Annotated in this window: 18 protein-coding genes; 3 read left to right on the forward strand and 15 right to left on the reverse strand. The window is 61.8% G+C overall.

The genetic code is table 11. The features are described from left to right. Window positions 1–188: 188 nt before the first annotated feature. The 12 genes from GCM43_RS12905 to GCM43_RS12960 form a co-directional block, all read right to left on the reverse strand. A complete protein-coding gene (locus tag GCM43_RS12905; protein WP_152244858.1) occupies window positions 189–3134 on the reverse strand; it encodes a DEAD/DEAH box helicase in 2946 nt (981 codons plus the stop codon). Window positions 3135–3653: 519 nt separating this feature from the next. After that, window positions 3654–4304 carry a tRNA-uridine aminocarboxypropyltransferase gene (locus GCM43_RS12910; protein WP_152244860.1) on the reverse strand — a complete coding sequence of 217 codons (651 nt, stop codon included), beginning with the start codon at window positions 4302–4304 and terminating at the stop codon, window positions 3654–3656. 59 nt (window positions 4305–4363) lie between these two features. Continuing rightward, the gene (locus GCM43_RS12915; protein ID WP_152244862.1) at window positions 4364–6073 is read right to left on the reverse strand and encodes a methyl-accepting chemotaxis protein; all 1710 of its coding nucleotides are present in this window, start codon (window positions 6071–6073) and stop codon (window positions 4364–4366) included. Between the two features lie 172 nt (window positions 6074–6245). Then, window positions 6246–6770 carry a lipocalin family protein gene (locus tag GCM43_RS12920; RefSeq protein WP_152244864.1) on the reverse strand — a complete coding sequence of 175 codons (525 nt, stop codon included), beginning with the start codon at window positions 6768–6770 and terminating at the stop codon, window positions 6246–6248. A 97-nt stretch (window positions 6771–6867) separates the two neighbouring features. Continuing rightward, window positions 6868–7899 carry a type VI secretion system protein TssA gene (gene tssA / locus GCM43_RS12925; protein WP_152244866.1) on the reverse strand — a complete coding sequence of 344 codons (1032 nt, stop codon included), beginning with the start codon at window positions 7897–7899 and terminating at the stop codon, window positions 6868–6870. Window positions 7900–7917: 18 nt separating this feature from the next. After that, window positions 7918–10572, reverse strand: a complete 2655-nt coding sequence (tssH, locus tag GCM43_RS12930) for a type VI secretion system ATPase TssH (protein WP_152244868.1) — start codon at window positions 10570–10572, stop codon at window positions 7918–7920. Next, on the reverse strand, window positions 10569–11033 hold the full coding sequence (gene tssE, locus GCM43_RS12935) for a type VI secretion system baseplate subunit TssE (protein WP_152244870.1): 465 nt from the start codon (window positions 11031–11033) through the stop codon (window positions 10569–10571). The genes tssH and tssE overlap by 4 nt, the downstream gene beginning before the upstream one ends. A gap of 59 nt (window positions 11034–11092) precedes the next feature. Further along, a complete protein-coding gene (locus GCM43_RS12940) occupies window positions 11093–11584 on the reverse strand; it encodes an Hcp family type VI secretion system effector (RefSeq protein ID WP_152244872.1) in 492 nt (163 codons plus the stop codon). A gap of 31 nt (window positions 11585–11615) precedes the next feature. Then, window positions 11616–13109 (reverse strand): type VI secretion system contractile sheath large subunit, encoded by a 1494-nt coding sequence (tssC, locus tag GCM43_RS12945; protein WP_152244874.1) that lies wholly within the window; start codon window positions 13107–13109, stop codon window positions 11616–11618. A gap of 1 nt (window position 13110) precedes the next feature. Next, window positions 13111–13620 carry a type VI secretion system contractile sheath small subunit gene (gene tssB / locus GCM43_RS12950; protein ID WP_152244876.1) on the reverse strand — a complete coding sequence of 170 codons (510 nt, stop codon included), beginning with the start codon at window positions 13618–13620 and terminating at the stop codon, window positions 13111–13113. 41 nt (window positions 13621–13661) lie between these two features. Continuing rightward, window positions 13662–14261, reverse strand: coding sequence for a tetratricopeptide repeat protein (locus tag GCM43_RS12955; protein ID WP_152244878.1), 600 nt, complete (start codon window positions 14259–14261; stop codon window positions 13662–13664). 24 nt (window positions 14262–14285) lie between these two features. After that, the gene (locus GCM43_RS12960; RefSeq protein ID WP_152244880.1) at window positions 14286–14519 is read right to left on the reverse strand and encodes a hypothetical protein; all 234 of its coding nucleotides are present in this window, start codon (window positions 14517–14519) and stop codon (window positions 14286–14288) included. 25 nt (window positions 14520–14544) lie between these two features. Between GCM43_RS12960 and tssJ the strand changes: the two genes are divergently transcribed. Genes tssJ through icmH form a run of 3 tightly spaced genes read left to right on the forward strand, consistent with a single transcriptional unit; the run spans window position 14545 to window position 17271 of the window. Continuing rightward, window positions 14545–15105 (forward strand): type VI secretion system lipoprotein TssJ, encoded by a 561-nt coding sequence (gene tssJ, locus GCM43_RS12965; protein ID WP_152244882.1) that lies wholly within the window; start codon window positions 14545–14547, stop codon window positions 15103–15105. A 31-nt stretch (window positions 15106–15136) separates the two neighbouring features. Next, complete coding sequence (tssK, locus tag GCM43_RS12970) at window positions 15137–16492, forward strand: type VI secretion system baseplate subunit TssK (RefSeq protein WP_152244884.1); 1356 nt, start codon at window positions 15137–15139, stop codon at window positions 16490–16492. Continuing rightward, complete coding sequence (gene icmH, locus GCM43_RS12975) at window positions 16489–17271, forward strand: type IVB secretion system protein IcmH/DotU (protein ID WP_152244886.1); 783 nt, start codon at window positions 16489–16491, stop codon at window positions 17269–17271. Before tssK ends, icmH begins: the two co-directional genes overlap by 4 nt. Before the next feature lie 19 nt (window positions 17272–17290). Here icmH and GCM43_RS12980 read toward each other — a convergent pair whose 3' ends face one another. Genes GCM43_RS12980 through tssM form a run of 3 tightly spaced genes read right to left on the reverse strand, consistent with a single transcriptional unit; the run spans window position 17291 to window position 22826 of the window. Next, window positions 17291–18073, reverse strand: a complete 783-nt coding sequence (locus tag GCM43_RS12980) for an OmpA family protein (protein ID WP_152244888.1) — start codon at window positions 18071–18073, stop codon at window positions 17291–17293. Continuing rightward, entirely contained in the window at window positions 18070–19038 is a 969-nt protein-coding gene (gene tagF, locus GCM43_RS12985; protein ID WP_152244890.1) for a type VI secretion system-associated protein TagF, read from the reverse strand. The genes GCM43_RS12980 and tagF overlap by 4 nt, the downstream gene beginning before the upstream one ends. After that, window positions 19035–22826 carry a type VI secretion system membrane subunit TssM gene (gene tssM, locus GCM43_RS12990; RefSeq protein ID WP_193315612.1) on the reverse strand — a complete coding sequence of 1264 codons (3792 nt, stop codon included), beginning with the start codon at window positions 22824–22826 and terminating at the stop codon, window positions 19035–19037. The genes tagF and tssM overlap by 4 nt, the downstream gene beginning before the upstream one ends. Window positions 22827–23003 lie beyond the last annotated feature (177 nt).

Raw genomic sequence — 23003 nt, forward strand, 5'->3', positions numbered from 1 at the left:
CATTTTCAAGCGCATCAAGGTAACCAGGCCCAATCTCCTTTAAACTGATCATTTAAAATTGTGCCTGGGGCATGCACATGAGGCTCCTAGCGTTACCAGTTTGCTCCGGAATTAAGAGTAGTCGCCGATTTTCCCATAACAGCCCCCCCCTTTTGGTTAGACAATCTACGTCAGTAAAATTTAAAATATTATTTACTAATAATTACATTAAGATCCGAACCGGAAATTGCTTTTACGTAAGTATAGCTAGTCCCCAAAACTGCAAGTTGTTCATCTGTAATCTGCGCTCTAGAAATGGCTGGCTGTACAATATAAAAGCCCAGAATCATTTCGTGGTCAACGGATTTATGGCGCGCCAAATCAACATCGTCTATCTTACCCTTAAGCATCCGATCAAATCCTGACACGATTGATTTTTGATACCTACCAATTAATCGATTAAACAGAGCTTCTCCGGAGTGCATCCATTTGGTCGAGCGGGAAGTTTGACCACATACCACATATGTGTCATCTACCCTCCCGCCTGGCGTTGCAATACCATCCTTTGCCACGCAATATTTACAATGATATAAATCCACCTCGATTACGCCACCACGCACATTTATTGCGACTAAATCAGCAATTTCGCCAGCGCCATCATCATTGAAAATAATGGTATATTTTTCTGAAATTTTCTGAAATGTGAAGCCCTGCACGGTATCTAGATCTCTATCCCGCCTCATTGATTCAGCTTGGATTTTGGTCGCCTTCCAGTCCCAGACAGTAAGCAATCTTTGCGGAAGAAGAATATTTAGCGTGGCGGGTGAGTAGTATCTATAGTTCCCAAAAACCATAGACCCATCCTGTTTCAAAAGTTTAATAGGATTCTCATAAAGATAATCAGAAAGATTAATCTCTCCTTGAACAGATATTTTTAAATCCCCACACGAATAAGAAAAGTCATCCTTAACCAACCGTAGAGTAATAATTGACAAAATTATCTTTTCATCAGAATTTTTCTCAAAAAGCAATGGAATCTTTAATTCGGTAGGAGAAGCCAACGTCGGACACCCCAATTCCAAATCAAGTAAATTGTAAGATAGTTCTCCTGATTTTATAACTATTTTGCTCTCATTCTCAATGAGCAAACTTTCGGGCCAATCCGCATAAAATAAACCGGTAGGCCAGGTGTTTACTATTTGCTCAGAACGCATGACATTATTAATTATATTCTGAACATCAATAGTGTCGTCATTGAGTTTAATTGCAACTCTATCGCACCAATTTACCCAATCATCTATGGGCCCCGAATCCATCTCCCAAATTTTCCCTTTGTGCGAACAGCCTGCGTTGGATTTTTCGCCGTCCAAATAGCCAGCCGCAAAAATATTAGATTTTATAGCAGTATTGTTTTCGAGATCACCGATAATTGAATTAATATCTCGCCCAACATGCATCGTAAACCTTATATTTTTTTGATTTCTAGATAGCCCAACATTCTGCAATTTTAAGAGCTTCAATCCATCTAAAGTCCGGAATGTTTTTTCGCCAGCAATTAATTGAGCATTCTTGGATATAAGAGAGCGAAAATTTTTTGCCTGACCATCATCACCGGAACAATGAATAAATAAGGTTGCCTTTTTTTCGTGGTAATAAGCCAAATACAGAACCCAGACCACATTAGATATTTCCGAAGTATTTGCCCAAGGAACTGAAACATCTGCCCTAGTAACAAGGATAACTAAATTCTTCTTATCGCTAACTGAATAAAATTCCACGTCTTCATTAAAACCTGAAAAATATTGAATATTTCCGGGCAACCAATCATCCCTCCTTAACTTATATGCTCTGGCACTTATGTTAGGACTTGGATTTAATGCCAATATAGACTTGCCGCCTTGATCATCAAACTGCTCTGCAAACTCCTCACGTAAGATTTCTCGATCAATTTTTTCTTCACTTACCTCCCGAATAATGGCGCTCCAATCAGCACTTTCCTCATAAAGCGCAGCCATTTGAGAACCCATTTTTTGGTTTGCGATATTCGCGACAAATTTGGCTGTTCCCAGATTATCGTTAACTCGTGTCAAGCGCCCAATAAACTGGAGTGTAACAGCCGGAGTTTGATGTTGATCATGAATCGCAGCGATTTTCAGCTCAGGCAAATCAAAGCCTTCTCCCAGCATATCTACACATACAATAATTTTATATTTTTTTAGCTTTATATCTTTCAATATTTCATCTTTATTCTTTACTTTGGAATGAATTAGAATCGAGGGAATTTCATCAAATTCTTTGTAAATATCGTAGAGCTTTTTTGCTCTTGCCTGAGACTTTGCGCGGACCATCATCAGATGATCCCTTCCGTCAGCCAAATCCGCCCGCAGGAGTTCAACTGCCTTTTTAGCTATTGCCACATCTGCAAAAAGGGGATTGTATTCGCGAACTGGGTGAAATTCTATCTCCTTAAAATATCCATCAGCTTGAGCATCCCGCAAAGCATATTGATAAATTATTTTACCATCCAGACTCTTCTTATCTTCTCGGAATGGGGTCGCAGTAAATTGAATACATGGCTTTGCATCAAAAGCGGCCCGAACTTTTGACCACGTATGCGCAGCCACATGATGTGCTTCGTCAAAGATCAAATGTGAACAGAATGATGCTAAAGCTTCTAACTCGACCTCGGAAAAATTTTGAAGAGCTTGAGGGGTAGCGATAATTACATTGGCCTCATTCAAAGTCTTTATTTGGTCAACCGTCATCCGTGTGTCGATTTTTCGGATGATAGGTGCCTTAACTTCAGCACATATTGCTGCCATTGCTCGCAAATTTTTTAACATGGCTAAACTTCCGCTAATTTGCTCACGCAGTGCATCTGATGGCACGATCACGAAGGTGCGCGGGAATGGCCCTGCCAGCAATAAAGCCGCGATAGTATCGGTTTTGCCCGTCCCAGTAGGCATGACGACAGTCACCGGCCCCTCTCTGGAAGATGAGGTTAAGTGGGCAAGCAAGGTATATAACGCGCCGAGTTGTGGCCGACGTAACCCCCGTTGCTCATTTCTGTCACTTGGTTCAACAAAACGAAATGGGTGATCTACCCAGCTTTGGTAAACGGCATTGCTGTTATACATCTGCGGATCAAATGGCATATGGCACCCCTTTTGTAATTTACACACTATGACATGGTGTGCAATTTCAAGACTGCCATACTAATTAACGGAAAGCAAATTTATTGACTGATTACTATTGATTTACAAGCTTCCGCGCTGCTTTAACGTGAAACAACCGTAGTGATGGCGAAGGCTGCCCCCTCGCCAGCAATATATTGCAGCGATGCAAGAAAATGGTAGTGTAATTCTCGTCATCTTACCAAGCGTCACCCCTGACGCCTCTAACTAGACCGGCGGGAATTACATGTTTCATTATATGGGGTGGCGGAAAATCCGCCATGACCGTTAGGGCGACGATGTCTGATCCTGCGAATAGATCGAAAAAAGCTAAATTGATACGTAAATCGGCTAGGAAATATTGCGGTAAGGTTGTAGGAGGGGGGACTGACGTCATCATGCTTGGGGAAAAATGCTTTCATGGCAGCCTCGATAACTGTATATACATACAGTATACTATGCTGCCGCCGACGCAATATCAAGCGGTGTCTGCGCCGCGTTTCAGTCTTTTTCCAGCAATGGTCTGATATAGCTCAACTGCTGCGCCACGAAACCGTCAAACGCGGTGATCAAGGGGGCAAAGCGCTCCGTATCGTGTTCCAGCTGCATCAGGGCGTAGCAGGTCGCCTCCAGCGTCGACAGCTGGTCCGGCGCCTGCGCCTTGCGGATCAGGTAGTGCGAAGGGGGCACCGCGCGCAAGGGCAGGCGCGGCAGTCGCTGCAGGGCGGCATTGAGATACAGCATCTTGCGGCTTTTGCGCCAGGTGCCGTCCAGCACCACCAGCCGCAGCTGCGACGGCTCGGCCAGCAGGGCCGCGTCGAGCACCGGCGGCGGCGCCATGCCCAGTGAGCGGTCGTCGGGCGTGTCGGGATACAGCAGCAGATTGTGCTTGCCGGCCAGCAGCGAGGCCAGCTCGGTCGGATCGAACTGCTCACCGGTGAGCAGGCGACTGTGCGGCAGGCTCAGGTGCAACAAGCGCGCGCTGCCCTTGGCGTTCATGACTTCCAGCGGATGCTGAAGAATCAATACTTCCACGCTGTGCGACACCGGCGCAATCCACGCACAGATGCAGCTGGCCTGGGCGCGCAGGCAGGCCTGGCAGCGCGCGCGCCGGGCTGGCGCCAAAGAGGATGAAATATTACTCAAGGTCATGGTGGCGGCTCTTCAATCGGGGCCGCGATTGTAGCGCCTGCAGCGCCAGCTGCGTCACCTTAAAACTCTTCCCATTCATCCTGGCCGGAAGCTACCGGCGCCTTGCCCGCTTTCGCCGCAGACACTGGGCGCACCACCGGCGCCATGGCGCGAACGCCGACTGCCGCACGGCGCAGCGGCGCGGCGGTCGGCATTACAACGCTGTCGGGCTGCACGGCGCCCAGCCTGGCCGCATCGAGCTTGAACAGGCCCACTACGTCGGTCAGCCGGCTGGCCTGCTCCTGCATCGATTCGGCCGCCGCGGCAGCCTGCTCGACCAGCGCGGCGTTCTGCTGGGTTACCTGGTCCATCTGGCCGATGGCCTGGTTGACCTGTTCGATGCCGGTGCGCTGCTCGTCGCTGGCGTCGCTGATCTGGTTCATGATCTGCGTCACGTGGCTAATGCTCTGCACGATTTCATCCATGGTGCGACCGGCCTTGTCGACCAGTTGCGAGCCGGCCTCCACTTTCTGCACCGAGTCGTTGATCAGGTCCTTGATCTCCCTGGCCGCCTGGCTGGAGCGTTGCGCCAGGTTGCGCACCTCCGAGGCCACCACCGCAAAGCCGCGCCCCTGTTCGCCGGCGCGCGCCGCTTCTACCGCCGCATTCAGGGCCAGGATATTGGTCTGGAAGGCAATCGCATCGATCACGCTGATGATATCGACAATCTTGCGCGAGGAATCGTTGATCGAGCCCATGGTGCTGACCACTTCCGACACCACAGCGCCGCCCTTGCTGGCGATCTGCGAGGCGTCGATGGCCAGCTGGTTGGCGCTGCGCGCATGGTCGGCGTTGAGCTTGACGGTCGAGGTCAGCTCTTCCATTGACGAGGCGGTTTCTTCCAGCGAGCTGGCCTGCTGCTCGGTGCGCGAGGACAGGTCCAGGTTGCCGGCAGCGATTTCACTCGACGCCGTGCTGATCGAATCGGTGCTGGCGCGCACCTGGCCGACGATGCCCACCAGCTTGTCATTCATGTTCTTGAGCGCATGCATCAGTTGCCCGGTCTCGTCACGGCTCTCCACCACGATATGGCTGGTCAGGTCGCCGGTAGAGACCGCTTCGGCCACTTCCACGGCACGCGTGATGGGCCGCGTGATCGAGCGCGTAATCCAGTAGGCGCAGGCGATGCCAAGCGCGATGGCGGCCAGGCCCAGCGACACCAGCAGCAGGCGGCCGTTTTCATAGCGTGTGCGGATCTCTCCGGCCGCCACATCGAGCAGCTGCGTTTCCAGTTGCGCCAGCTTGTTCAGGGTCGCCAGATAGACATCGCGCTTGACCGCCATATCGCCTTCATACAGGCGCTTGCCCAGTTCCAGGTCGCCCGCATTCTTGGCCTTGAAGACTTCCTTGCGCACTTCCGTGTAGGCCTTGCGGGTACTGAGCACCTGCTGGAACAAGGCCTGCTCCTGCTCGTTCAGCTCGCTCTTGCCGATCTCGTTCTGGATTTCGGTAGCGCGCGCGGACGAGACCGCCATTTCCTGTTCAAACTGTTTCTGATGGCCGGCGTCGCTGACCTTCCAGGCGGCGGCCGTGCGGGCCGCATTGACTTCGATCACCTTGGCCCACTCGCCGATCAGGCGCTCGTTGCGCACCTTGACGTTGACCAGCGCATCGGTCTCGCGGCTGGCATCTTGCATCTGCACGATGCCTACCACCGTCAGACTGGTCAACAGCAACAGAACGGCGGCAAAACCGCCGCCCAGACGTACACCGATCTTGAGGTTTTTCATGGTCAAAGTCCCTGGTAAGAAGCACTGCGCTGTGTCCGATTGTGTGCCAATCGTTGAGGCAACGCAAGAATCATCACAGAAACTCACATGCAGAAAAGCAACACCGCCGGAACATTATCAGGAAGGTCAGGTGCCGCCGCGAACGGGCGGCACGAAGGGGGCAGGAACAATCTTATTGTTGATTGACGTAAATCAATTTCGAGGTATCGAAGCCGAGGCTGCGGGCCTTTTCAATCAGGCGCGCCTGCACGGCGGCGTCCATGGTCGGCGTGCGCGACAGCAGCCAGAGATACGACTTGTCGGGTCCACTGATCAGGGAATAGCTGTAGTTTTCCTGATCCAGGTCAAACACGATATAGGAACCATAGAAAGGGCCGAAGAACGACACCTTCAGGTAGCCGACATCGGGTTTGTCGACAAAATAGGCCTTGCCCTCGGACTCTTTCCAGATAGAATCGGCGTCCTTGTAGCCACGGTTGAGCACCTTCAGGCCGCCGTCCTCGCGCAGCGAATAGTCGGCCGTTACATGGCTCAGGCCGCGCTCGAAGGAATGGTCGAGGCGGGCAATTTCATACCATTTGCCCAGGTATTTGGTGGTATTGAAATTGCCGACCGGGTGGACGTTATCGGGACGGCTGACGCAGCCGGCCAGCAGCGCAGCAGACAGCACTGCGCACAGCATTAACAGTTTTTTCATCTGGTTCTCCAGGCAAGTGAGGCGTCGCTCAAAGCAAGATCATAAGGCAGGCGCGGCTTTACTGTCGCAGCATTTGCGCACCCTGCACAGCACGCTCTCACGTGCCGGCCTGGCCGGTACCGAGCATGTCGTCGAGCTGCGCCAGCGTGCCCTGATCCTTGACCACGGCGCGCAGCCACAGATGCAGCGGCAACTCGCCCCAGCTGGCCGCCTTGTCGGCCAGGTAGGCAACGGGACTGTGCGGTTCGGTGCGGCGGAAAAAATCGGCCACCTGGCGCAACTGGGCCAGCGCCTGCTGGCGCTGCACGATGGCGCCGCTGTGGCTGGCGCCATGCGCCGTGACGCCGGCAACGGGCAGGTCGTGCGCCGCGACCTGGTCGGGCGACAGCGGCGCGATAAAATGAATGGCGTTTTCCAGCGCTTCGCGCGCCGCCAGAAAGCTCGGCCCGTCGGCGCCCAGGCGCGCATCGACGCAGCGCTCGAACGCCAGCAGGCACTGCATGCAATACTGTGCGTCCGCCAGCAGCGCCTCGTTGAACTGGCGCGTATTGCGCTGGCGCGCCGCCTCCAGCTGGGCCAGCGTCGGCGCGTCATCGGGCGGCGCCGCGCCCCAGTTCTGTTCGCCCGCAGCCAGACTCGCCGCTGCGCGCCGGCGCGCAGCGATAAAGTCCTGCTGGCTGCAGGCGCCGTCCCGACCATCGGTCAGCGGCATGGCACCGACCAGTTGCGGCGTGCGTGCGAGCAGCCAGGACAGGTTGCCGATGCGCGGCTCCATGTCGCCGTCGTCGGTCGCCGGATACAGGCCATCCCAGTAGCGCTCGCACAAGCCGGCCAGCAGCGCGTAGCCGTCGCCCAGGCCGCGGAAATGGCGCGTCCTGGCATGCGCCTCGGCCAGCCACACCGCCAGACGCAAGTCCTTGCTGTGCGAAGCGATCAGCTGCTCGCAGCGCGTCGCCACGAACGGCCAGTCGGCCTCCTTCAGGGCCGCCACCCATGCGCCCTGGTCGAGACCCGGTTCGTCATAGACGCGCGCCCGCGCAATGGCGTCGAGCTCCTGGCTGAAGCTGATATCGTCGCCACAGGGATGGACTGCACTGACCGGTTGCAGCAATTGCTCGAGATTGAACATGGGGCCTCCGCGCGTCTGCTAGTTGAGCGTGCATACAAACTGGCCGCCGGCGTCGACGCCGGCATGGACCTCGCTGACCGGCAGCGCATCGGCCAGGCGCGCCAGCAGCGCCGAGGCCATGCCCGGCAGCACGCTGCCCTCGAGAATCTGATCGATATTGCGCGCGCCCGAGTCGACCTCGGTACAGCGCGCCAGCACGGCATCGGCCAGCGCCGCATCATGGCTGAAGCGCGCCTGGCAGCTGGCCGCCAGGCGCCGGCCGATGCGCGCCAGCTTCATCTCGACGATCTGCGCCAGCACTGTGTCGTCCAGCGGATAGAACGGCAGCACCGTCATGCGCCCGAGCAGGGCCGGCTTGAAATGCCTGACCAGTTGCGCGCGCAGCAGTTCCTGCAGCATGGCCGGCGTCGGCAGGGTTTCCGGCGGCTGGTTCAGGCAGGCCGCCATGATGGCGGCCGAACCGAGGTTGGAGGTGGCGATAATGACGGTATGGCGAAAGTCAATCTGGCGCCCTTCGCTGTCGTCCAGCACGCCCTTGTCGAATACCTGGTAGAACAGCTCGAGCACGTCCGGGTGCGCCTTTTCCACTTCATCGAGCAGCAGCACGCTGTAAGGCTGGCGCCGCACTGCTTCGCTCAGCACGCCACCCTCGCCATAGCCGACATAGCCGGGCGGCGAGCCTTTCAGGCCGGCCACGCTGTGCGCTTCCTGGTATTCGCTCATGTTGATGGTAATGAGCTTGCGTTGGCCGCCATACAGCAGCTCGGCCAGCGCCAGCGCAGTCTCGGTCTTGCCGGTTCCGGACGGGCCGGTAAACAGGAACACCGCCTGCGGCTTGTCCGGATCACCCAGTCCGGCGCGCGCCGTGCGGATGCGCTGCGCCACCGCTTCGATAACATGCTGTTGGCCCAGCACGCGCTCACGCAAGGCCGCTTCGAGCGACAGCACGCCGCGCAGTTCATCATCCGCCATCGCACCGGCCATCGCGCCCGGCGGGATGCCGGTCCAGCCGGCCACGATGCCGGCCACCGCCTGGCCGTCGACTTCCAGCGGCGCCAGCGGCGCGGCGCCCTGCAAGGCAGCCAGCTCATTTTTCAGCGCCAGCAGGCGCGCCGCACCGGCCTCGCCCGGACGCTCGTGACGCAATTCGGCGCGCAGCGCCGTAATCTGCGCCACCAGCGCTTTTTCAGCATGCCAGCGCTGCGCCAGCGCGTCGGCCTCGGCACGCCCGGTTGCCAGTTGCGCCTGCAGCAGCGCCAGGCGGGCGGGCGCCGCGCCATTGCCTTCGCCACTGGCCGCCTCGCGCTCCAGCGCGGCCACCTCCACGCCCAGGCGCTGCAGCCGGCAGGCGCAGTCTTCCAGTTGCGCCGGGGTCGCGTTCTGGCCCAGCGCCACCTGCGCGCAGGCGGTATCGAGCACGCTGACGGCCTTGTCGGGCAGTTGCCGGCCGCTCAGATAGCGCTGCGACAGGCGCACCGCCGCCACGATGGCGTCATCGCGCACGCGCAGCCCGAAATGGCGCTCCATCAGCGGCGCCATGGCGCGCAGCATGGCGCAGGCGATGTCGGCGTCGGGCTCTTCCACCTTGACCACCTGGAAGCGTCGCGCCAGCGCCGCATCCTTTTCAAAGTATTTCTTGTACTCGCTCCAGGTGGTGGCGGCAATCGTGCGCAATGCGCCGCGCGCCAGCGCCGGCTTGAGCAGATTGGCCGCATCGTTCTGGCCGGCCTGGCCACCGGCGCCGATCATGGTGTGCGCTTCATCGATAAACAGGATCACCGGATGAGCACTGGCGGCCACTTCGTCGATCACGTTTTTCAGCCGGCTTTCAAATTCGCCCTTGACGCTGGCGCCAGCCTGCAGCAGGCCCATGTCGAGCGTGTGGATATGCGCGCCCTGCAGCACCGCCGGCACATCGCCGGCCGCAATGCGCAGCGCCAGCCCTTCCACCACCGCCGTCTTGCCCACACCCGCCTCGCCGGTCAGGATGGGATTGTTCTGGCGCCGGCGTAGCAGGATATCGACCGCCTGGCGTATCTCGCGTTCGCGCCCGACTACCGGATCGAGCTTGCCGTCGCGCGCCAGCTGCGTCAGGTCGGCGGTAAACTGGTCCAGCGCCGGCGTGCTGCGAGCCGCGCCAGCAAGGCTGGCCAGCGGATCGGCAGGCGGGCTCGATGGCATGGCTGAGCTGTCCTGCTCCTGCGAGCCGGCCGTCAGCTTGTCCGGATGGTGCTTGAGCTGTTCGATGCTGATGCGCGCAAACAGCGGCGAACAGCGCTGCGCCAGCTGGCTTAGCTCCGCCTCGGTCAGCAGCGCCAGCAGCAGGTGGCGGCTGCGGATAGTCGCCGGTTGCGCAGCGAGCGAGGCGATCAGCCAGGCATGCTCGAGCAGCAGCGGCAGGCGGCGCGACAACACCGGCGTGCGTGCGCTGCCGGAGCGGAAGGTGGCCACTTCGCGCTGCAGGTCCGCCTGCAGCGCCGTCGGGCTGATATCGCTCGCGCGCACGATCAGCGCAAAGTCGCAGCGCTCCTGTTCGAGCAGCGCCAGCAACAGGTGTTCGATCTCGACTTCATACTGGCCCAGGCTCACGCAGATGGCGGCAGCGCGCGTGGCGGCGGCGCGGCTGGTGTCGTTGAGCTTGGAGATCAGGGTCTTGAGGTGGTGGTTGCTCATCCGGCGGCTCCCTTGCGGTTGATCGAATAGCGCAGCGACGACGGCTGCAGCACGGCGTCGAAACTGACGGTGTCGCCGGCGCCCGGCACAGCCAGCGTGGCGCTGATAACGAAGTTCACGCGGTTGACGGTGCCGGCTTCGCGTTCGAGCCGCGCGCGCACATGGCGCAGGCGCGGTTCATGGCGCTCGATGGCTGCCTTCAGGGCGGCGCAGATGCGGACGCGGTCGTCGCTGCTCGACAGGCACATGCCGGCAAAATCGATCAGCCCGTAATTGACAATCGAGGCGGCGCACTCGGGATAGCGCTCTAACGCGCCGGCCGGCAGCGCCATGCGCGTGTTGAGCAGTTCTTCCAGGTCGCGCGCAATGGCGTCCTTGAGCTGCGCGACCGACAGGCGCGTGGCCGGTGCGCTGTCGCCACCCATCAATCGGTCGAACAATCCTGGCAGATAGCCTTGCATGGGCCGCTCCAAAAAAATGCGGCGCACCGGCACCTGGCCCGGTGCGCCGCCACGCTGCATCAGGCTACGCGGTTGGCGGCCAGGTCCCAGCCGCCCGAGGTATTGCCGCCGGCGCCGCCGGTGACCTTTTGCTGCGTGTATTTCCACTTCACTTTCGAGAACTTGAAGCCGACATGCTCGCCCAGGATATCGCCCTCTTCCACGTTGGGCGTGACGGCGCCGATCAGTACATTCTCGATTTCGATTTCAAAATACTTGACGCGCTCGCCCTGGCCGTCGGCGCGCATGAATTCGAAACGCGCCTTCGGGATGGTCTTGCCGGCCGAGCAGGTCTGCAGCAGCACCGGCGAAGACAGGTCGGCCAGCTTGGAGATCACGATATCCTTGTGCTCGCAGCGCTCGGCCGTGTGGCCGCCGCCGGTCGACGCGGTGGCCGACCTGGGCTGCTCCACGCTCCAGCTGACCGACTTGCACTCGATCCAGTCCTTGTGCCTGTCATCGGTCGATTCACCCTTGATGCCGTCTATCTGCAGATATACATCGATTGCCATGGTGTGCTCCTCGGTTGGACTTCATGAAACATCAGGAATTGGTCGACTTGGGCAGCTCCGCGACCAGTCGGAGCGATACGGATAATTCATCGAGCTGGAAGTGCGGACGCAGGAACGACACAGCGCGGTACACGCCGGGCCGACCGGCCACTTCATGCACCTGCACCGACGCTTCGCGCAGCGGAAACTGGGCCTTCTGCTCCTGGCTGGCGTTATCGTCGAGCAGCACATAGCTCATCAGCCAACGGTTGAGAAAGTCTTCGACGTTGGAGGCGGCGGCAAAGCTGCCGATCTTGTCGCGCATCATCGCCTTCATGTAGTGGGCGATGCGCGAGACGGCAAAGATGTACTGCAGCTGCGACGACAGCAGCGCATTGGCGTTGGCCGCTTCGCTGTTGTACTTGCGGCTTTTCTGCGTCGACTGGGCGCCAAAGAAGGCCGCATACGAGGTGTTCTTGCAATGGACCAGCGAGATAAAGCCGAGGTCCGACAGCTCCTTTTCGCGCCGGTCGGTAATGGCCACTTCGGCCGGGCACTTGAGCGCCACATCGCCCTCGTCGGTCTTGAAGGTATGCGTGGGCAGGTCGTCGACCAGGCCGCCGCCCTCCACGCCGCGGATCGCAGCGCACCAGCCATAGTCGGAAAAGGCGCGCGTGAGCTTGCTGCCAAACGCATACGCCGCGTTACACCACAGGTATTGCTGGTGGTCGCTGCCGTCGACCTGCTCGACAAAATTGAAGCCTTCGACGGTGGTGCCGTCGACCGGATTGAACGGCAGCCGGCCCAGGAAGCGCGGCAGCGTCAGGCCCACGTAGCGCGCGTCTTCGGACTCGCGAAACGCCTTCCACTTGGCGTATTCGATGGTGTCGAACACCTTGGCCAGGTCGCGCGGTTTACCCAGGTCACCGTAGCTTTCCAAGCCAAACAGCTCGGGCGCGGCCGAGGCGATAAACGGCGCGTGGGCGGCCGCGGCAATATGCGACATCTGCTCGATGAAATACATGTCTTCGGGCTGGCGCGAAATGGCGTAGTCGCCCAGCAGCGCGGCAAACGGCGCGCCGCCGAAGGTGCCAAATTCCTCTTCATAGATTTTCTTGAACATGCTGCTCTGGTCGAACTCGAGCGCCGACTGGAAGTCCTTGACCAGTTCGCGCCTGGTGGCGTTGAACATGCGAATCTGCAGCCGGGTGCCGGTTTCCGAATTGCCGACCAAGTAGTGCAGGCCGGTCCAGCTCTGCTCGAGCTGCTGGAACGGCGCCGCATGCATCACTTCGCTGAGCTGGGTCGAGATCAGGTGGTCGATCTGCGCCACGCGCGCGTCGAGCGTGGCCGACAGGCTGCTCGACATCAGCACCGTGCCATCGAGCACCTGCGCCACCAGTTCGGCGATCAGGTCGCGCGCACGCGCATGCTCGACGTCCGACTTGGCCACCCGGCTTTGCTCGACGATCCGGTCGAGCAGATCGACGCCGCCAGCTTCTGCTGCGGCGGGTGCAGCCTGGAGTGCTGCCATTGGTGCATTCATCTCAGTCCTCCTGGCTCGGGCGTGGCAGCTGCAGGGCAGCCAGGCTGTCGGTATTGTTCAGTACTTCCGTCAGCAGGTCTTCCAGCCGATCGTTGCCGGCCAGCTTGTTGCGCAGGTCGGCCAGCTTGGTGCGCGCCTCCAACAGGCGGCGCAGCGGCTCGACCTGCTGCACCACCGATTCGGGGCGAAAGTCGCTCATGGCGCGAAAGCGCAAATCAACCTCGAACGAGCCACCCTCTTCGCCCAGCCGGTTGGGCACGCGAAAGTGCGCCGCCGGCGCCACGCTGCCCAGCACCTCGTCGAAATTGTCCATGTCGATGGCAACGAACTTGCGGTCCTTCAGGCGTTTTTTCTCCACCCCGGACTTGCCGCCGAAGTCGCCCAGCACGCCGACCACGAAGGGCAGCTCCTTGCTTTCCACCGAGTCGCCGATCTCGACGTCATACGTCATCTGCACGCGCGGTGCGCGCACCTGCTGCAGGCGTTTTTGCACGCTGTCAGGCTTGGCCATGGGATCTCCTTTGCAAAGTGAGAAAGTCGGATGCGGGCCGCTTATTTCAGGCCGCTGAACGGGTCGGCGCTATTGCCGCTCTTCGCTGCCGGTGCTGCCGGCGCTGTGCCGGCATTGGCGCTGCCTGCTGCGCGCCGCGCCGCCGCAGCCGGACGCCTGGCTGGTGGCACCAGCACCTCTTCGCCCAGCGAAGCGCGCAGCAGCCTGGCCAGCTCCTGCGCTTCCGAACGCACCGTGCCGTTGAGATTATTCTGGCGCGACAAATCGGCCAGCGCCTTGCCCGACAGGCGCAGTCCGCTGACGGCAATAATGCTGCTGGCAACCTTGTCTTCCGGATCGCGCTCAAGCGCCTGCTGCGACTGCAGCACGGCCTGGCCGTACTGGCCGCGATCAAACGCCATCTGCGCCAGCTGCAGCCACGGCGCCTTGTCGGCGGGATAGGCGGCGCTGCCGCGCTGAAGCAGGCTTGTCGCCTGATCGTACTGGCCCATTTTGGCGGCAGCATCGGCCTCGATCAGCCATTGCGCCAGCGTGGGCGCGGCAGGTGGCTTGGGCGCTGGCACGGGCGGCGTGGCGCAGGCGCTCAGCAAGGCAGCGCAGGCCATGGCGGCCAGGCGGGACAGGACAGTTTCTGGCTTCATCGCGATTCCTTCATGTGCAGGACGCTACCGCTGGGAAAGATGGGCGGCGCCGTGGTGGAGGCCATTATTGACCAGCCCGTCTTTGGCTTTTTGCGCCAGATCAGCAAAACCGCCGCCGGCTTCCTGCCATTGGCACAGTCCTTGTGCCTTGCTGATCTGGCGCAGGGAGATGGCACCCTCGCCGCTGGTGTTTGCGCCAGCACAAGCAGCCTTTGGTGCCATGCGCTTAAATGACGGGAGCCGATTTCTTTGCGTCAATCGTCATCCTTGGGAGCAACTGACCATGTCACCTGCGCTGCGCCTGGCTTTTACAGCGGCCCTGGCCTGCCTGCTGCTGGTGGGCTGCGCCGGCGGCGGCCTGGCCAGTGCCGCATTGCAGATGGTCGGCCTGACCAAGCCGCCGCCCGAGGTGCCAGATGCACAAAAGCCGCCACGTACGGTCCACCTGCAGCTCCATGCAGGCCAGCGCCTCAATACCGATGCCCAGGGCCAGTCGCTGGCGCTGGTCGCGCGCATCTACAAGCTGCGCCAGCGCGCCGCTTTCGAGCAGGCGCCCTATGCCAGCTTTCTCGACGCGCAGAAGGAAAAAGCGCTGTTGGGGCCTGATCTGCTGGAAGTCAAGGAGGTGCTGCTGGTGCCGGGCCAGCGCCTGGACCTGCAGGAAAAAGTGAGCCGCGAAGCGGGCTTTATCGGCGTCGTCGCCCTGTTTCGCGCACCGGCCGCGCAGCGCTGGCGCGCCACGGTCGCCGCGCAAGACGCCGAAAGCGACGGCCTCACCATCGGCCTGCATGCGTGCGCCATCAGCGTGGCCGGCATGGATAGCATCCTGCCGCGCTGCGAGTAGCCGGTTCCAACGTCACGACAAGGAGAACACGATGGCTCTTGCATCAAAAGTCCTGTGGGGTGAAGGCCTGTTCCTGCGGCCGCAGCACTTCCAGCGCCAGGACCAGTACCATGAAGCGCGCCTGCATCAGACCGCCAGAGCGCTGCAGCCCTACTCGTGGGGCGTGGCGCAGCTGGACTGGGACCTGGCGGCGCTGAAAAATGGCAGCTTGCGCGTGAACGCGCTGTCGGCCATCTTTCGCGATGGAGAAGTCTTCGACGCACCGGGCAGCGACTTGCTGCCGCCGCCGGTCGATCTGGAAGCACTGCCGCCGACGGTACAGGAGGTAACGTTTTACGCGGCGCTGCCGCTGCTCAGCAGCGAGGGCAGCAACTATCGGCTGGCGTCCGCCGGCGACGGTGCAGCCAGCCAGGCGCGCTACCAGCACGCGCTGCGCGCCACGCCCGACTTGTTTACCGAAGCCGCCGAAACCGAGGTGGCTTACCTGAAAAAAACCGTGCGCCTGATCGCCGATACCGAAGCGCGCGGCGCCCATGACTGCCTGCCGCTGATTGCCCTGCGTCGCAGCGTCACAGGCGCCTTCGAGCCGGCGCCGTCTTTCATGGCGCCCAGCCTGTCGATCGCTGCGGCGCCGCGCCTGCAGCACCTGCTTGAACTGCTGCTCGAAGCGCTGCAGGCCAAGGTCAGCGCACTGCATGGCCACCACCGCGAGCCGAGCCGCAATGTGATTGAATTTCGCTCCGGCGATGTCTCGTCGTTCTGGCTGCTGCACACGGCCAGCACGGCCGCCGCTGCGCTGATGCACTATGTACGCCACCCGCTGCTGCATCCCGAACGGCTGTACGAGACGCTGCTGATGCTGGCCGGCGGCCTGCTCAGCTATTCGCGCCACTACACGCTGGCCAGCCTGCCCGCCTATGATCACGCGCGCCCAGGCGCCTGCTTCGAGGCCATCGACGGCGTGATCCGCGAACTGCTCGATACGGTCATCTCGTCGAAATACTTTGCCATCACGCTGACCGAAGACAAACCGTGCTACCACCTGGGCAAGCTCGATTCGGACAGGATCGACCAGCACACCACGCTGTACCTGGCCATCCGCGCCGCCATGCCGGCGCTTGAACTGGTGGACGTGGCGCCGCTGCGCATCAAGGTCGGCGCACCGGACGACGTCGAGCAATGCGTGCTGTCGGCCCTGCCCGGCGTGAAACTGGCGCATGCGCCGCAGGTGCCGGCCGCCATCGCCGTGCGCCCCGATACCTACTACTTTGCGCTCGACAATCGCGGCCACCTGTATGAACAGATGCTCAAGGCGCAGTCGATCTCGGTCTATGTGCCGGCTGGCATCCGCGACCTGCAGCTCGAACTGATCGCGGTGGCGGCATGAACCAGCCCGGCGGCTTGATCGAGCGGCGCAGTGCCGCGTCCGGACCCAACGCGCGTAGCGGCGCCACGCCGCAGCCAGGCAGCGCTTTGGTCGACCTGATGCATGAAGGCTTCTACATGCTCTTCCTGCTTAAAAATGGCTCGGCGCCCGGCGATGAACAGGGTTTTATCGACCGCATCAGCGCTTTCCTGGCCGATTTTGAGAGCACCGCCAGGAAAATGCGCGTCGATACCGACGACATCGACGCGGCCAAATATGCGTTCTGCGCCGCCGTCGATGAAATCGTCCTCGCGTCGCCCTACCCGCTGCGCGCACAGTGGGAACGCCGTCCGCTGCAGTTGCTGATCTTTGGCGACCAGCTGGCCGGCGAACATTTTTTTGACCGTCTCGATGCGCTGCGCGGCAAGGGCGCCATGCGGGTCCAGGCACTGCAGGTATTTCATCTGTGCCTGCTGCTGGGATTCCAGGGCAAGTACGCCATCGATGGCGGCGAAAAGCTCAGCTACCTGACGGGACGCCTGGGCGACGAGATCGCCCACATCAAAGGGCGCAGCCGCGGTTTCGCACCGCGCGCAGAGCGCCCCGACCAGGTCATCAACAAGCGCCGCAGCGACGTGCCGCTATGGGCCCTGTGCAGCATGTTCTCGATGCTGGCCCTGTGCGCCTATGTGGGACTGAAAACCCATCTGACGCGCAATACGCAAGCCACGCTGGCAGCCTATGCTGACCTGGTCAAGCTGGCACCACGCCAGGCGCATGTGACCATTACGCTGCCTTGATGCATGACTGGGGCCAGCCCTACTGCACCACCCGAAACTCAATGCGCCGGTTCCTGGCGCGTCCTTCTGCGCTGGCGTTGCTGGCGACCGGGCGGTCCGGGCCGAGGCCGGCGACCAGCACCGAGGTGCTGGCGATACCGCGCGTGGCCAGATAGTTGCGCACGGCTTCAGCGCGCGCCAGGCTCAGCGCCAGGTTGCTGGTGCGCAGGCCGGTGTTGTCGGTGTGGCCGATCACTTCCACCTGGCGCTGTTTGAGCTTGAGCAGTGCGGCCGCCATCTCGTCAAGGATGGCCAGGCCGGCACTGGTGATGCTGGCCTGGCCACTGTCAAATTCGATAATGCGGCTGGCCAGCGTGGCGTCGAGCAGCTGCTGCTCGGCCTGGGCCGGCTTGATGCGCAAGGCATTGCTGATCACATAACCGGGCGGCAGGCTGGTAGCCATGTCGCTGGCAATTTGCTGGCGCTGCGCTTCGTTGGCCACTTCACCGCGCAGGCTGACGGTGGTGCCGTCGATACTGAGCTGGCCGCGCGTAATCATTTTAAGTTGCGGCGCCAGCACCTTTTGCACATGGGCGTTCCAGTTGGCCGGCACCGCCACCGCGCCGATCGCAAGCTGGTCCACCACCAGATCGGCACCATACAAGGCGCGCAAACGGGCCAGCACGGCCGCCTTGGCCGCCTCGTCGGCCACCATGCCGCTGACCAGTATCTGGCCCGGCTGCGGCGTGGCCGGCACAGGCGTCTGCGCCATGGCCGGCAGGATCGAGAACAGACACAAGGGCGCGAGCCAGACCGGTTTCATGGCATTCCTTTGCAGGCAAAAGCGTCGAAAAACAAACTGCAGGCCGTCTGCAGCGACAACTGCGGCTGCTGCAGGCAGGCTGACAGCTGGCGCAGTGGCGCGTCCTGTTCCAGCTGCGGCGCCAGCCAGCCAGATTGGTCGAGCACGATCAGCCGCTCGCCGGCAGCCTGCGGATCAATCAGCGCATGGAGCAGATGCGGGTCGGCGCCGCCAAAGCCGACGGCCAGCACCGGTGCATCGTTCAGCGTGGCCATGAACAGCGCCAGCTCGAACGGCTGCGCGCGCAGGAACGGCGCGATCAGATGCAGCCAGAAGCTCGCCACCAGCGCCTGCTCCTGCACACACGATGGCAGCGGCAGCACCAGGCTTTGCTGCAACCGGGCACAGCCGCTGCTCCATACTGGACGCAGCAGCACGCCCAGCGCCAGCAGCAGCTCATGCAGAGTGGCAGGAGTGGACAGCATTGCCTGCAGCTCGCCGACGCCGTGCGACTGCAAAAAAGCATTGAGGCGCGCCGCGTGGGCGGCATCGCCAGGCGCCAGCGCGAGTTCCTCACAGGATAGCGCCAGCAAGGCGGCCGCCGGCTCAGCGCTATCCACTACCCCATCGGCCAGTTGCCCGATGCGCTGCCACAGCGGTGCCAGCGCCAGCGGGCTGCACGGCACAAAGGCGGCAGCATCGTCGATGGCAACGGCGCCCATGGTCACGAAGGGAAAGCGGCGCTGCGACAGATCACAGCTGGCCTCGATGCGCCCCGCAATCGCAAGACGGCTTTGCAGACCGACAAAGGCAAAGCGCAGCGGCGCCATGGCGTCGTAATGGCGCTTCCAGCGCGGCGACACCGGCAGCGCCTGCATGACCTGCGCCAGCCAGGCGTCGAGCAGTTGCACCAGCAGATGGTTGTCGCAGTGCCGGACAAAGTCGCCATGGGCCGGCAGCTTGCCGAAGTAGCCCAGGCGCGTCATGGCGCCGCCGCCACGGCAGTAGCGGCAGTGGCGGCCGGGGTGGCGTCATGGCCGACTATCGTCACGGGCAGCTGCATGCCGCGAAAGCCGCGTTCGGGCAGCGCTGCATCGGCCGGTGCACCGGAGGTCTCGGCGCTGCTGATGATTTTGAGCTCCAGCGCCACACTCACCTCGCCACGCGTCCAGCGCAGCGCATACACGCCACCGTCCTTGCGCTGCTTGCTGGCCGCATCGATCATGCGCTTGAGGCCGAACTGCCCCGCTTCGTTGAAGAGCTCCACCGTGCGCCCGTCAAAGGTGACAGCGCTGATCTTCGCGCCTGGCGGGCCCAGTGGTCCCGGATGCACCATATTGGTCCACTGCGGCGGCGTATTGCGGTAGCGCAGCTGCTGGCCATCGATTTCCAGCATCGTTTCCTGCGTGCCCGGCGACGGCAAGGGCTGCACCTGGAACACCGTCTGCGCCGCGCTCGAGGTGGCCGCCACGCCGCCGGCGCCCAGCGGTGCAATCCAGCCGGGAAAGCGCGCCACCACCTGCGGCGACAGGCTGATGCCCATGCCGGCCCAGGTGCGCGGCGCCAGCACATCGCCACGGCGCACCACCAGCGGCCCCATGGCGCTGGTAACAAATTTGGCGACCAGGCCATCGGGACCGAAGAACTGGCCGATCTCCAGGTTGCTCGCCTCGATGCGCGCGCTGGGCGTAAACGGATATTTATGCGCGAGCGAGCGCTGGAACGGTTCATGCACCTGCGCAGCCCAGGTCTGGTTGACCTCCCGTTCGGCCGGCGCCACGATCACGGCAAAGGTCTGCATCAACGGTCGCACCAGGATGGGCCGGATGGCCTGCTTTTGCGCCTCGCTCATGCCGGTCAGCATTTGCTCGTCCACCAGCTTGAGCGCATCGGCCAGCTCCGAGCCGCTGCCCTCTAACGTTTGCTGCATGAGCTGGCGCGCACCGGGGCCAGGGTCGCCCTGGTTTTTCAGCATGTTCAGGCGGCTGCGCAGTCTGGACAGCGCCTCAAGATAACTACGCAGCAGCGACGCGTCCTTGTCGCGCGCGGCCACCAGCCTGGCCACGCCGGAAAATTCGCTGCCCACCGGGCCGCTTGGCTGGTCCAGCCGCGCCGGGCCCGGCTGCGCGTTCAGGCCGGCATTGCCGGTCAGCTGCGACGGCGCGCGGCGCAAAAAAGTATCCTTGAACCAGGCGATGACGCCACGCTCGACCTGGTGCAACTGTGCGTTATGCAGTGCCGGATTGTCCCATGCGGTCTGCTGTGCGATTTGCGTGAGCAGGCGCGCAAGCGGCGAGGTTTGCGGATCGCCCAGGCGGTTCATGGCGCGCACGGCGCCGTCCAGACCCTGCATGTCGGCCACCGTTACGCCCTGCACGAATTTGAGCCATTCGCGCGCATAGTCGGCCTTGTACAGCGCCACCAGGTTCTTTTCGATCTGCTCCGGGCTGCCTTCGAGCGTCAGGTCATCGGTGCTGGCGCTTTTCAGCACCCAGTCGGCGCTGCTCAGTTCGCGGTTGGCAGCGTCGCGAAAAGCGCCCTGCACGTATTGCTGCCAGGCCTCGCGCGTGTAGGCGCCGGAAATGGCGTGGCTGCCGGCGATCAGCGCCTGGTCCTGCTCGCCGACCAGGCGCGCCACCGTCACGCCGGCAAAACGGGTGGCGGCGCGCGCGCGGATATCGGCATAGACGCGCTCGCGCGCCGGCATGCCGCGCACCACGCGGCGCAGGTTCTCGCGCGCCGCATCGACCAGCGCCAGCCGGGGCGCCACGCGCGGCCAGGCCGGGTCGCCCGTCTGCGCCAGGTAAAACGTGATCAGGCGCTCGACACTGCGTATCATCTGCTCGCGCGGCATATTGCCGCGATTGCCCTCCAGCCAGCCGCGCCAGTAGCGCGTCAGCTGGTCGTTCAGATGGCTGCTGTCGGCGTGGGTTTTATCGGCCAGCATCAGATAGGTTTTCAGCGCGTTATAGGCGTCTTCCACATTGGTGGCGCTGGCTGCCTGGTACGGTGCGCCTGGCGCGCTGACCGGCAGCACGGGCGAGCGCGCGGCCGGCTGCAGCAGCTCGGCGTGGGCATTCATCTCGGTCAGCAGCTCTTCGAGACTGGCGGTAACCGGTTCGAGCATCACATGGCGCGCCCCTGCGAAATACTCTGCACGCAGCTTGCGTTCGAGCAGCTCGCCCTGGTACAGGCCCATGCGCAGCGACCACGGTTTGCCAGCGCGGTAGGCCTGCAACTGCTCGATGCGGTCCTGCAGTATCTCCAGCGCTTCCAGGCGCGACTGCAGGTCCAGCCGCTGCGCTTGCAGCCGTACCACCTTGTCCATGTCGGCCGCCACATTGGCCAGCAACTGCCGGTTGCCCAGGTAAGACCAGCTCCACAAGGCCAGGCTGGCGCCCAGGGCGATGGTGGCGCCGAAAAACACCGCATACTTGAGACGCACCCTGGCGCGGCTGGCGTAGTGCGAGACGAGCGCTTTGTCGGCAAAAATCACCTTGCGAAACAGCTCAAGCAAAAAATAGCCGTGCTGGGGCAGCGGCGCCTGTCCGGGCAGTGCGGCCGGCGCGGGAGCACTGGCCAGGTCGAAGCGGCGCGCCACCTGCAGCAACGAGGCGCTGACCGGCGTGCCCTCCTGCAGCGCACTGGTCAGGTAAAAGCCGCGAAACACGGGCTGGAACTGGAACGGATTTTCTTCCAGCAGCGTAGCGATAAACGCGCGCAGGGCCGGCTTGATGGCGGCAAACTCGAGCGGAAACGTAAATACGCCCGGCGCCATGGTCTTGCGCTGGCGCTGCGCCATATTGGCCAGGCTCAGCTGATTCAAACCGTCCTGCAGTTCATCGAAACTCTGGTCGAAAAACGCCAGCACGCCGGCGCTGGGCTGCTTGCGCTGGTAGGCCATGGTGGCGCCCCACACGCGTTCGCGCTCGCTGCGCTCGGCATCGGCAAAGAACTCGCCGAAGCCGGCAATCAGGTCGGCCTTGGTAAAGATGACATAGAGCGGCGCAAACACTTCAAGGCGCTCGATCACGTCCTGCACCCGCTTGCGCAGGCTGCGTGCGAGCTGCACCGCGCTGTCGGGGCTGGCGCCAAGTTCGGCAATGCTGACGGCAATCAGGATGCCGTTGATGGGTGCCTTGCGCCGGTATTTTTTCAGCAGGTCGAGAAAGCCGAACCACTCGCCGCGATGCTCGTCCTGCACCGCATAGCGCCCGGCCGTATCGAGCACGATGCCGTCGGTGGTAAAGAACCAGTCGCAGTTGCGCGTGCCGCCCACGCCCTGCACCACGCTGGCCCCTGCTACCGGAAACTGCAGGCCCGAATGCAAAATGGCGCTGCTCTTGCCCGCTGCCGGATTGCCGATAATCAGATACCACGGCAATTCATAGAGCGCGCCGGCGCCCGATTTAAGACCGAGCTTCGAGCTGCGGATGGTGTCGATGGCGCCAAGCAGGCCGGTACGCACGGCATCGAGTTCGCCATGGCCAGCGCCGCCAGCGTGCATCGTCCTGGCAGCGGCAGCAGCCTCGGCAGCTTCGGCCTGGTTGATGATGGCCTGCCCCAGCGCCTGCGCATCGCGCCGTGCCCGGCGCCGCCGCAGCAGCCACACCACCAGCCAGGCCAGCAGCGCCAGCGACATCAGCGCCACCACCCAGATCAGCGCCAGTTCCAGCGCGTCGGCGCCGACAGTCAGGAGCACGGCCAGCGCCACGAAACCGGCGATGGTCAGGTGGCGGCTGTCGCTCACGAAATGCCAGATGCGTCGCAACATGATCGGTCCCGTCGGTGGTGTCAGCAATGGAGGCGCCGCGCGGTGGCGCAGCCTGTCCATGCTGACAGCAAGCTGCCCGGGATTTGTTGATGTTCGACAAGGTTTGAAGTGGCGCATTGACGCTGCACAAGCTCGACTGACGCCGATGCCAACAGTGCGCGAGCGCGCGCTAGAATG

Source organism: Janthinobacterium aquaticum, from assembly GCF_009208565.1.
Taxonomy (GTDB): Bacteria; Pseudomonadota; Gammaproteobacteria; order Burkholderiales; family Burkholderiaceae_D; genus Janthinobacterium.